Source organism: Methylosoma difficile (assembly GCF_054657615.1).
In genome coordinates this window covers 66,010-78,143 of sequence record NZ_BAAHYJ010000005.1, presented here as the reverse complement: position 1 = coordinate 78,143, position 12,134 = coordinate 66,010, and the positions used below count along the sequence as shown (strand labels likewise).

General features: G+C 47.3%; 9 protein-coding genes. 7 read left to right on the top strand and 2 right to left on the bottom strand.

The genetic code is table 11. The features are described 5' to 3' along the window. Positions 1–120: 120 nt before the first annotated feature. Positions 121–1,530, bottom strand: coding sequence for a glutamate--ammonia ligase (glnA, locus tag ACYQ1O_RS13790; protein ID WP_459992496.1), 1,410 nt, complete (start codon positions 1,528–1,530; stop codon positions 121–123). Between the two features lie 641 nt (positions 1,531–2,171). On the opposite strand from glnA, the gene ACYQ1O_RS13785 reads away from it, so the two are divergent. From ACYQ1O_RS13785 to ACYQ1O_RS13775, 3 genes are all read left to right on the top strand, one after another. Beyond that, on the top strand, positions 2,172–3,509 hold the full coding sequence (locus ACYQ1O_RS13785) for a porin (RefSeq protein WP_459992494.1): 1,338 nt from the start codon (positions 2,172–2,174) through the stop codon (positions 3,507–3,509). Between the two features lie 356 nt (positions 3,510–3,865). Beyond that, a complete protein-coding gene (locus ACYQ1O_RS13780) occupies positions 3,866–4,204 on the top strand; it encodes a P-II family nitrogen regulator (protein WP_459992493.1) in 339 nt (112 codons plus the stop codon). Positions 4,205–4,221: 17 nt separating this feature from the next. Further along, on the top strand, positions 4,222–5,628 hold the full coding sequence (locus ACYQ1O_RS13775; protein WP_459992491.1) for an ammonium transporter: 1,407 nt from the start codon (positions 4,222–4,224) through the stop codon (positions 5,626–5,628). A 206-nt stretch (positions 5,629–5,834) separates the two neighbouring features. Here ACYQ1O_RS13775 and ACYQ1O_RS13770 read toward each other — a convergent pair whose 3' ends face one another. After that, a complete protein-coding gene (locus ACYQ1O_RS13770) occupies positions 5,835–6,890 on the bottom strand; it encodes a fatty acid desaturase family protein (RefSeq protein WP_459992489.1) in 1,056 nt (351 codons plus the stop codon). Positions 6,891–7,273: 383 nt separating this feature from the next. Here ACYQ1O_RS13770 and ACYQ1O_RS13765 point away from each other — a divergent pair, with 383 nt between their 5' ends. The 4 genes from ACYQ1O_RS13765 to ispA all read left to right on the top strand — a co-directional run bounded on the left by ACYQ1O_RS13765 (position 7,274) and on the right by ispA (position 12,104). Continuing rightward, positions 7,274–10,108, top strand: a complete 2,835-nt coding sequence (locus tag ACYQ1O_RS13765; RefSeq protein ID WP_459992487.1) for a prolyl oligopeptidase family serine peptidase — start codon at positions 7,274–7,276, stop codon at positions 10,106–10,108. A gap of 9 nt (positions 10,109–10,117) precedes the next feature. Then, positions 10,118–10,864 (top strand): hypothetical protein, encoded by a 747-nt coding sequence (locus tag ACYQ1O_RS13760; protein WP_459992486.1) that lies wholly within the window; start codon positions 10,118–10,120, stop codon positions 10,862–10,864. Positions 10,865–10,984: 120 nt separating this feature from the next. Then, the gene (locus ACYQ1O_RS13755; protein ID WP_459992843.1) at positions 10,985–11,215 is read left to right on the top strand and encodes an exodeoxyribonuclease VII small subunit; all 231 of its coding nucleotides are present in this window, start codon (positions 10,985–10,987) and stop codon (positions 11,213–11,215) included. Continuing rightward, a complete protein-coding gene (gene ispA, locus ACYQ1O_RS13750; protein ID WP_459992485.1) occupies positions 11,208–12,104 on the top strand; it encodes a (2E,6E)-farnesyl diphosphate synthase in 897 nt (298 codons plus the stop codon). The genes ACYQ1O_RS13755 and ispA overlap by 8 nt, the downstream gene beginning before the upstream one ends. Positions 12,105–12,134: the final 30 nt, after the last annotated feature.

Sequence of the window (12,134 nt, the reverse complement as noted above, 5' to 3'; positions counted from 1 at the left end):
TAGAAGGTTGAAGAACAACAACCCAGAGAAATCAAAGGCCAATTTGGTGCAAAGGCACCAACAAAAAACGCCCCATTATGGGGCGTTTAGTTAGCAATAGCAAGATTGCTGTTTTGATGCTTACAAGCTGTAGTACATGTCGTATTCGACTGGATGTGTACTCATACGTAAACGGGTCACTTCTTGCATTTTTAGCGCGATGTAACCATCGATAACGTCGTCAGTAAATACACCACCTTTTGTCAAGAATTCACGGTCTTTATCCAATGCTTCTAAAGCTTGGTCAAGCGCGTGGCAAACTTGTGGGATCGCTTTTTCTTCTTCGGGTGGCAAGTCGTACAAATCTTTGTCCATCGCTTCACCTGGATGGATTTTGTTTTGGATGCCATCCAAGCCTGCCATCAACATGGCAGAGAACGCCAAGTAAGGGTTTGCAGTGGAGTCAGGGAAACGCACTTCGATACGACGGCCTCTTGGATTGGCAACGAAAGGAATACGGATAGACGCAGAACGGTTACGTGCGGAATAAGCCAACATAACTGGGGCTTCAAAGCCTGGAACCAAACGTTTGTAGCTGTTGGTTGAAGCGTTGGCGAAAGCGTTGATCGCTTTTGCGTGTTTGATGATGCCACCGATGTAGTACAACGCTGTTTCAGACAAGCCGCCGTACAAGTCGCCAGAGAACAGGTTAACGCCATCTTTCGCTAACGATTGGTGAACATGCATACCGGAACCGTTGTCGCCAACCATCGGTTTTGGCATGAAAGTCGCTGTTTTGCCGTAAGCGTGGGCAATGTTGGCAACCACATATTTCAAGCCCAATACTTCGTCAGCTTTTTTAACCAAAGTGTTAAATTTAACACCGATTTCACATTGGCCCGCAGTCGCCACTTCGTGGTGGTGAACTTCAGTCATCATACCCATTTGTTCTAATGTTAAACACATGGCAGAACGCATGTCTTGGAATGAATCAACCGGTGGTACGGGGAAGTAACCGCCTTTAACGCCTGGGCGGTGACCGATGTTGCCATCTTCATAAACTTTTTCAGAGTTCCAACCCGCTTCTTCAGAATCGATTTTGAAGAAGCTGCCGCTCATGTCCACACCCCAACGGATGTCGTCGAAGATGAAGAATTCGTTTTCAGGGCCAAAGAACGCGGTGTCGGCAATGCCGGTGGATTGTAAGTAAGCTTCAGCGCGTTTTGCCAAAGAACGTGGGTCACGTTCGTAGCCTTGCATGTTTTTGGGTTCGATGATGTCGCAACGGATGATTAACGTGTTTTCATCGTAGAAGGGATCCATCACAGCCGTGCTTGGATCAGGCATCAGGATCATGTCTGATTCGTTGATGTGTTTCCAACCAGCGATTGAAGAACCATCAAACATGTTGCCATCTTCAAAAGTGCCTTCATCTATAGTGTGAGCAGGGAAAGTAACGTGCTGCTCTTTGCCTCGGGTATCGCAAAAACGGAAATCAACGAATTTGACGTCGTTTTCTTCGATCATTTTAAGTACGTTTTCTACTGACATTTATTATCTCCTCTATTATGAAATCAGTGTTATTGCTAACAACGTAACAATACATTTTTTTTGCAGCCTTAGCCAACAAAAAAATACCGACACAAAGAGCTTGCCAAGGCGCTTGCCGCTTGCCCAAAAGCCATTTTTAGCCGCCGACTTTTTTCACAAACCATTATGTATATGGCAAAAAATCAGCTTTAAAAGTAAATAATCGTGCCTGTTGGCTTAAAAGTGATTCTTAACGAAAATTCCAATGAAACGTTGCCTTACCAACCACGCCCAATATCAACACGTGTACCATAAAACCCAATCTTTGTGGGCTAACAACAATAAAAGCCATTAAATAGGCTTTATTAGCTTTTTATTCACTCAAATCAAATACCACCTGCGCGCAATGTTTCAAAAAAACAACAGGCAACGCACTTAATTTTGGCATTAACTCACATAATTCGCGTTATCTTGGTGCAAAAATACCTTATACCCAGTTTATAAAAACAGCATAAATTGTTGTTTTTATTTAAAACAAGTTTGTGGTACGATTAGTGCGTGTCAAAAAACAGTTGTTTTTACAACACAACAAAGATGAAATCATCTATAAATGGTTGTTTTTTGACAACAAGCTATCATTTAATCCTATGGGGAAACTAAAAATGAAAAATAATGCAAACCGCAAAAACCAGCTTTTGCTAGTCACGGCTGGAAGCATCTTATCAATGGGCATGGCAACTTCTGCAAACGCCGAAGGACTGTTCAAAGAAACCGAAAAAGTATTTGATCACTTCGATGTTAAGGTGGGTGCATGGGCAAATGGCGGTATCACATATAACGACAATGAACCAGACAACCGCTTCAACGGCCCCGTCACTTTTGCTGACCGTGCTAGCGAATTCCAATTGAACCAATTGAATTTATACATTCAGAAAGCAGTTGCTGCAGAGGGCAGCTCTTGGGATTTCGGCGGACGCTTTGACATTATGTACGGCTCTGACTCAATCTTTACCCAAGCCTATGGCGTTCCAGCATTTGACGTCAATACCGGACAAGCTCTGCAAAGAAACAACTGGGATTTGGACTTCCTCGGCAGCAACAGCAACCGCTTCTATGACTTGGCGTTACCACAAGCCTATTTGGAAACTTACGTACCTGTTGGCAACGGCTTAAACCTAAAAATCGGTCACTTCTATACACCGATTGGCTATGAAACAGTTCCTGCACCGGACAACTTCTTCTACACCCATGCTTACACCATGCAATATGGCGAACCATTTACACACACAGGCATTATGGGTAACTACACTCTAAATGACAACTGGGCGTTTATGGGCGGCTTGACAACAGGCAGCGCGACTGGCGGCTGGGATGGCGGCTGGGACAGACAAATGGGCAACTGGTCTGGCTTGATGGGTACGACTTGGACAAGCAACGACAAAGACACTTCTTTGAACATTGCCGGCACCTATGGCGACACGTCAGAAACCAGCAACGCCACTTGGGCTTTGTACAGCATTGTCTTAAAACACAACATCACACCAAAAACCCACTTCGTCTTACAACATGACCACGGTTTTGCTGATAGCACATTCAACTTCACAACTCTGACGCCAAATTCAGTAGATGCTTCATGGTATGGCATCAACTCACATTTGTACTATGACGTAAGCGACACAGTTGTTGCTGGCCTTCGTGCAGAATGGTTCCGTGACCAAAACGGCTTAAGAGTTTGCTCTCCTGGTAGGGTTGCCGCTGCAACAGACAACAAAGGCTTCAGCTACGCAGCTGCTGGCAACTTCTTGGCAACTTGCGCACCAGCCACTTACTACCAAATTACCGCTGGCGTTACCTGGAAACCAAAAACTTGGTTGAGCTTGCGTCCAAACGTGCGTTATGACTGGGTTGAAGATTCAAATGGCTACAGCCCATTCACTTCTGGCAGCAAGTCAACTACCGACCAAGTGTTGTTCTCAACAGACTTTACTGTCACGTTCTAAAAAAGCATGAGAATTAGCTGGCATACCAGCTAAGCTCCGCTAATAAAAATGCGCCTTCGGGCGCATTTTTTTTGCCTTAAATTTGCCCACCAAAACAGACACAAACCATACCCAGACAATAAGCTTCATTTCCAGAAAAATCCAATCAAAACCACCAGCAAGCCCTTATCCAATCTAGCTTTTCAGACCCAAGCGCACCACAACCACACAAAAACACCTGATTTGATATATTTTGGTGCAAAAATTTCTTTACCAATCTGCCTTTGCTTAAGCAATATAGGCATCGCCGTTATTTTTAAATTGGCATACTCCGTGCTTTAGTAAACACGAGTCATTAATTCACAAAAGAGGAACCAATGAAACTAATAACCGCTATTGTCAAACCCTTTAAACTGGATGATGTCCGCGAGGCACTTTCAGAAGTGGGCGTATCGGGCGTAACCGTCACCGAGGTGAAAGGTTTCGGTCGGCAAAAAGGCCACACTGAACTTTATCGCGGCGCTGAATATGTTGTCGATTTTCTGCCCAAAGCCAAAATTGAAGTCGCCGTCGGCGAAGCCTTGGTGGATAAAGCTGTAGAAGCCATCACCAAAGCCGCAAACACCGGCAAAATTGGCGACGGCAAAATTTTTGTCACCAATTTGGAACAGGTAGTGCGTATCCGTACCGGCGAAACCGGCGACGAAGCACTGTAATTATTCAGGGGGAATACATGAAACAACTACTCAACATTTTTGCTCTTTTGGCTCTTTTCGGTTTGACAGGGCTAGCCAATGCGGAAGAAGCGGCGGCAGCCGCCGCACCGGTCATGACCATGAACAAAGGCGATATGGCTTGGATGATTGTCGCCACCGTTTTGGTTATCCTAATGGTTATCCCAGGCTTGGCCTTGTTTTACGGCGGCATGGTACGCGCCAAAAACATGCTGTCTATCTTAATGCAAGTCTTTGTTATCTTCTCAATGATGGCGATTCTTTGGGCCGTCTACGGTTACAGCGTAGCGTTTACCGAAGGCACACCTTTCTTTGGTGGATTCAGCAAATTGTTCCTGGCGGGCATTACCCCAGACTCGCTGGCGGCAACGTTCAGCAAAGGCGTGTATGTTCCAGAATACATTTACGTGGCCTTCCAGCTGACATTCGCAGCAATTACCCCAGCGTTAATTATTGGTTCTTTTGCTGAGCGGGTTAAATTCTCTGCCATCCTATTGTTCATGCTGATCTGGTTCACCTTTGCCTATCTGCCAATGGCGCATATGGTTTGGTATTGGGCAGGCCCTGATGCTTACACCGATGCAGCCGCTGCAGAAAAAGCTGCCGCCACTGCCGGTTTCTTGTTCCAAAAAGGCGCCCTGGATTTTGCAGGCGGCACCGTCGTACATATCAATGCCGGTATTGCAGGCTTGATCGGCTGTATTATGGTCGGCAAACGTATTGGCTTTAAAAAAGAATCATTGGCACCACACAGCGTGACAATGACGATGATCGGCGCCTCTTTATTGTGGGTGGGCTGGTTTGGCTTTAACGTGGGTTCTAACTTAGAAGCGAACGGCTTGGCTGCTTTGGTTTTCATTAATACCTTGTTGGCTAGCGCGGCAGCCACATTGGCTTGGATGGCAGCAGAATGGTTGATGCGCGGCAAACCTAGCATGTTGGGTGCTGCTTCTGGCGCGATTGCCGGTTTGGTTGCCATCACCCCAGCTTGCGGTTGGGCAGGCCCAATGGGTTCCATCTTCTTAGGTTTGTTTGTAGGCGCGGTATGCTTCTGGTCAGTCACCGGCATGAAAAGCATGCTGGGTTATGACGACTCATTGGATGCCTTCGGCGTACACGGCGTTGGCGGAATCATCGGTGCCTTAGGCACAGCGGTTGTTGCCAGCCCATCTTTGGGTGGTACAGGCGTGTGGGACTATGTATCTAACGGCGTTGCCGAATACAGCATGAGTACTCAATTGATTAGCCAAGCATGGGGCGTAGGCACTGCGTTGGTTTGGTCCGGATTGGTTTCTGTCATTGCATTTAAACTTGTCGATATGCTTATCGGACTGCGCGTCTCTGAAGAAGTTGAACGCGAAGGCCTCGATATTTCCGAACACGGAGAAACAGCGTATCACCATTAATTCGGTCTAGCGCAACACTAGCCACTCTTTCCTTCCGGATAAACTCACTTATCCCGAAGCGACTGCAAACCATAGCCAGTTATGGTTTCCCCAAAACGGATGCTTTAAGCATCCGTTTTTCTTTGTGGGGGTTTCTACACTTTTCAAACAACTGGCCTGCCCTTCTTCGAATAAGCTTTAGATTTGCAACCAGAGATAACCCGTATTCAATCCAAAGGGCGTCCCAGTTTCTTTAACGATGCAACGGAATCAATAAAGCACTGCTGTGGCGTTTCTTCGTTATAAATGATGCCATGCTTTTGGCAGAACTCACGCGTCACCGCCGCCGCTTCCGGCAGCTTGTGCCAAGAAATCGCAGGCCACAAGTGATGTTCGGTCTGATAGGCCAAAACCCCCCAGAACCAGCGTCCAAAACGACCATTGACATTACGCGTGGTGTAGGTTTGTAACGTTAAACGATCAATCGGGTATGTGCCGGAAACGACAGGCAAGCCGACATGGTTTAAAGCAAACACAAACCCGATGACAAACCCCGTCACCAAATATTTATAAGCCAACAGCAAAAAACCCAACCACAACGGTTTAGCCAAAAACAGCGCAAAATTGTTGGCGAAGTAGCCGGTAAAAATCAGTAAAAATACGACTGACTTAGGGCTTTTCAGCGGAAAAGGGCGGTTTTTAAAGGTCTGGGTCGCAACAAAAATAAAGCTTTCGACCGTCAGGCCCACCACCAATAAGCTGAGAGCCATCCAATAAAAAATATGTTGGTATTTGGTAATCACCGCTCCCAAAAATGATTTGGGCTGCGGCTGCAAATCACCTAAAACAAAAGGTGGCGTTTCAATATCAGGATCACCGTTGACGGCGGCAGCAATATTGGTGAATTTATGGTGCAAACTGTGTTTGCTGTCCCAGAACTCTTTACTTAAGCCTAAAAAAAAACACCAGACAAACTCGCCTAAATAGTCGCGGTAGAAGGAGGTATTTTTGACCGATCCGTGCGCCAAGTCGTGGCCAATAAAACCGATGCGCAAAATGTAGATCGCATCAACGGACAGCAGCAGCAAACACAAGAAAGGGTTAGAGGTCATGCCGATCAACACCAGCATAAGGATATGGATTGCCACGTAGCCGGCAAAACGGCTCATGTAATACATGGGTTGCTTTTCAAAGCAATGGTAGGGCTTTAACTGCTCAGTCAGCTCACTGAACAAAGCCGAACGATCCGTTTTTAGATAATCTTCATCAGCCACATTTATCATGTGGGTACCTCCTCATTATTATTATTTTTTGTTGTTATGTTTTTGGGGCTTTCCCTAAATTAGGCTTATTCCTTGTTTTGCTATTTTAGCAAGCCGTAACCGACGAAATTTTACTCTCTACTGACACTAACGGTAAGAGCAAATTACTAATAAACATCAACTTAAATTCATACCCAAGCATTCGGAAATGAATTCGCCATCATCAATACTGGGTAAAACCAATAATGTAGCTAAAATAACTTTGTGTTATTTTTCTGTGGCAAACGTTTTTAAGCGATATTCAAGTGAAAGGGTCACAGGCTGCTAACCTTTGTGGAATATCGTCAATATCTTGCTGTTGATCCATTAAAGCAAGCTCCGACCTCAATCAAAGGAAACCCAACATGAGCCATCTCATCCATCTATGGCCAGCGCAACCCAACCCCGCTAACCGGCTAACATGGGAAGAAGCCGCGCAACAATTAGAGCCGCTAAAAGACCAGCCTATCGACCTGAATACACTGTCGGTTTTTTTGGCGCTCGGCGAAATATTGGCAAACCGTTATCCGACTCTGGCGTTTGTTGCCGATACAAACTTTCGCGATGCCTTAAGCCTCAGCATGTGGCCTTATTCACAAACCCTGCCAGAACCGAAAATGGCAGCTTGGCAGCTGGCACTCCAACTTAACTTGCTCGAAGAAACCAAGCCTTTTGTTATCACGCAAGCCATCAGCTTAGGGTTGAATGTGACGGATGAGCAAAACAAAGAGGTGTATTTTGCCGATGGCGCCATCATCACCCATAACAATGCCAGCTATTGCATGAAAGGCTTAAATGCCTACTACCAAAAAGATTACCCGCTCGCCTTACAAGAATTGATGGCGCTCGCCGATACAGGCAATGATGCCGCCCAATATCATCTAGGCCTGATGTTTTATTACGGTTACGGAATGAGGCAAGACCATTTAATTGCCTATGCTTTGCTGAGACGGGCTTCGACACAACAAACCCATCCTCAAAACCGTCTGGACGAAGTTGCCGATCGGCTATCTTCAGCATTAATTGAACAAGGTATGGCACTGGAAACCGCCATGGCTTCAGGCGGGAATTTCTCAAGCACCTTACAATCTGCTATCCAATCTCAAGACGAACTATTCCAACAAGGCGAAACCGCCCTAAAAAATGGCGATTATCCCCAAGCTTTGGCTTTATTGGAAACGGTCGCCAACCGTGGGCATGAAGTGGCGCAATTTTTGGTCGCCAAAATGTATTACGAAGGCCAAGGCGTTAGCCAAGACAAACAGAAAGCGCTTGAATGGCAATTCCGGTCGGCGCAAAGCGGGTTCGCGCCAGCCCAGCACAACTTGGCGCAGATGTACGAGCAGGGCTTACAGACAGAAAAAGACACGCACCAAGCACTGGCGTGGTATTCACAAGCGGCAGGTAGTGGCTTGGAAAAATCGAAGTTGGCCTTGCAAAAGCTACAGTCAGAACTTGGGCCTTCAGCACTGCCACTGGAAGACGTCATACGGGCCGCCCATGAAGGCAACGCAGATGCACAATTGGAATTGGCGGAAAGGTTCAGATTAGGTCTGGGCATCGAAAGCAATCTAAAAACCGCACGCACCTGGTTGAAATCTGCAGCAGACCAAGGCTTGGCGGAAGCCCAATACCGCTTGGCAATGTTGCACCAGCAAGGCCAAGAAGTTCCAAAAAACGACTTGCTGACCTTAAAGCTATTCCGTCTCGCTGCCGCACAACACCACGCCCATGCCCAATATCAATTGGCCTGCCTGTTTGCATCTGGGCAATGCGTCACGAAAGACCCGATAGCCGCGCTGGCATTATTAAAATTAGCAAAGAAAAACGGCTTTTCTCAACCGGCTGAATGGCCTGTCAAGCCAGAGGAATTGTCAGCCGTCAACCGTTTGTATGAAGAACTGGAAAAATCCGACCACTTTTTGGCTGCGCTTGAACATCACCAAAAACAAGTCGCCCAAGAAAAAGCCGCCATTGGCAATGCCGTCTGGCATGGCTATGCCGCCTCAATGCCTAGCCAACAAAACGAAGCAAAATCCGCCATACCGTTTAAAAAAATCGGCCTTGGTTTTGTGCCTTTCTTGGTGTGGTTGATTGTCCGGGCAGCCATGCCTTCGTCAGGTTCATCCAACCTCAACTACGACCCCACAATCTGTGCCGGACCGCCATTAACCAACAACGTGGCGGCAATTGAAGAAGCCCAAACCAAAGGCTATCAAATCAATAGACAATATGATTGCATCGATAAAAAATCTTTTGATGAAGTCAATGCCGAAATAAAGCAACAGCAAGAAGAGCGCAATGAAATGCTCGATGAACAGCGCATCCAGCTGGCAGTGGCGGGCGAATCCGCGTTAGCACAAGCTCGGCACGGTTTTGAAACCGCTATCAAAATCAAAAATACCCAAACACAACCGCTCCCCAACCCGCCGTCCGAACTCTTTATTCGCACCGATTACAAATACCCTCACCATCCTTGGCTACCTGGGTTTATCTCACCTTCACCAAAAACCGGCAACCGCCACCCGGCGATTATCTGGCTGAAAGGCGACGACAGCAACTCCCCCACCGATTTTTGGACAGCGGGCAAAGAAAACTATGACGCGCTGGTACAAGACTTCAAATCGGCAGGCGTCATCCTGTATTTCCCCACGCTCCGGGGCGGTAACGGCAATAACGACGGCAGCAAGGAATTTTTATTAGGTGAAATCGACGATGTTCTGGCGGCTGCCGACCAGTTAGCGGATATGGATTATGTAGACCCCGAACACATCTATTTGGGCGGACACGATACCGGCGCTACCTTAGCTTTACTGACCGCTGCGATGAAACCCCGCTTTAAAGCCGTCTTCTCCATAGGGCCTGTTGCCAGTGCTGACAGCTATCCGGCATCTGTCGCTGGCATTCAATTTTCCGATTATGATCCTATGGAGTTAAAACTACGCTCGCCCATCCATTGGTTAGCCGACGTATCCCAACCCACTTTTATTATTGAAGGGACTTCGGGAACCAACAACAGTACCGACATGAACGCGCTCTGCGCATCCGCAGACAATGCCTTGCTTAATTGTATTGCCGTTGCCGATAGCGACCATAGCAGCGCCTTGAGCGCCTCCAGTAAAGTGATTGCCACAAAAATTGGTGTTGGCAGACAACCCGATGGCGACTTGTCATTGGCAACTAAAGATTTCAACCAATAAGTACAATTTATGCTTAAGTTCATCCCAATCCTGATCGTTTTAGTGGCGCTATCCATCTATAAGCTTGACCCTTACAACGCAAAATTGCCGTCTACCAGCCCGGATCTGTCAAGCGTGGAAGACCAGTTGGCACGGCTTTCAACGGAAGACCGCAAACAGGTCGAAGCCTATGCCAAACGCAGTAACGGACAATTCTTACCGCCCAACATGGCAGACCCAGATGCACCGTTTACAGCCCGCACATTCGGCGAAGCCATCAAATTGGAGCAGGAATGGCAAAAAAAAATGGTCGCCGACCAAGCCAAAACAGACGCACTTAAAGCCCAACGGCAAGCCCGTTTAGACCCGTTGCTGAATACCCTCAATATCAACTTAATCAAAGCGGACATTGTTGGTAAAGATGAATACGCCGCCCTCTACTACCATCAGCCCTACCAAGAAACCGCCACCAGCGACAAAACCCCTGTTTTTGTCGTCTATCTTTTATTACAAAACCTAAGCGATGAAACCATTAGTGAATTTACCGGCTCGATACACGCAAACGATAAAGAATCGCCTCTGCCCATGAATATTTGCTGGCTAGAACACAAAGAAGAATTATCACCCAATAGCGAAAAGGAAATCGTCTGTGGCAGCACACGTATTTCTGCTGAACAACAAGCTTTCCTGACAGACAACGGTGAACGCTTCGAAGTTGTCTGGGAACCCCACCACATCAAATTAGCCAGCGGACGCGAGCTGGATAGCGGGCTGTAAAACCTCCGCCACCCTGTAACGCCATGTCTGTTTGGAGTGGCGACAACATTCCGTTTGCACCCACTTAAGCAGCAATTTCATATATAATCGCTGCTTAATCAGCACAACAGAATGAATGACATGGCAAGAAAGAAAACCTCTACCTTTGAAGACTCGCTTGCAGAATTGGAACAACTGGTTTCCAAGCTTGAACAAGGCGACATCTCACTGGAAGAGTCGCTCAAATCTTTTGAACACGGTGTCAACCTGACCCGCACCTGCCAAAAAGCACTGCAAGAAGCCGAGCAAAAAATCCAAATCCTTACCGAACAAAACGGCAATCAAAGCCTGGAGTCCTTTACCGATGAGTAACGCCTTAAAAGAATACTTAAGTTTTTGCCAAAACCGCGTCGAAACTGCCTTAGACCAACGCCTACCCGTCGCCCATATCCTGCCGCAAAAACTGCACCAAGCCATGCGTTACAGCACCTTAGATGGCGGCAAACGTATGCGTCCCATGCTCACCTACTGCACTGGCAAAACCTTGGGGTTAAATCCTGACAACCTTGACGGCTTGGCTTGTGCGGTTGAGTTCATCCATGTTTATTCGCTCATCCACGATGACCTGCCCGCCATGGACGATGACGACTTGCGCCGTGGCAAAGCCACCTGCCATGTCGCCTTTGACGAAGCCACCGCCATTTTGGCAGGTGATGCCTTACAAGCTCTGGCATTTGAGACTTTGGCGCACGACCCCAGCATCACCACCAACGCTGAAACGCGCCTAAAAATGATAACCACCTTGTCAAGAGCCTGCGGCTCACAAGGCATGGTCGGCGGTCAGGCCATTGACTTGGAATCAGTCGGCAGACAACTCAACTTGCCCGAACTGGAAAACATGCACATCCACAAAACCGGTGCGCTGATCCGCGCCAGCGTCAACTTGGCGGCACTCGCCAAAGCCGACATTGACCCTGCCGTTGCCAGCCAACTTGACCATTATGCCAAGTGCATTGGCCTGTCGTTCCAAGTTAAAGACGACATTTTGGACGAAGAAAGCGACACCGCAACGTTGGGCAAAACGCAAGGCAAAGATAAAGATAACAACAAACCCACCTATCCGGCTTTATTAGGGATGGCAGGCGCCAAACAAAAAGCCCGTGAACTGCACGAAATGGCTATGGACAACTTAGGCGCATTTGGCGAAGAAGCCCAATTGTTGCGTGATTTGTCGCTTTACATCATCGAGCGTAATCATTAAGAAACAGTAAGTGCAAGTGACAAATACCGA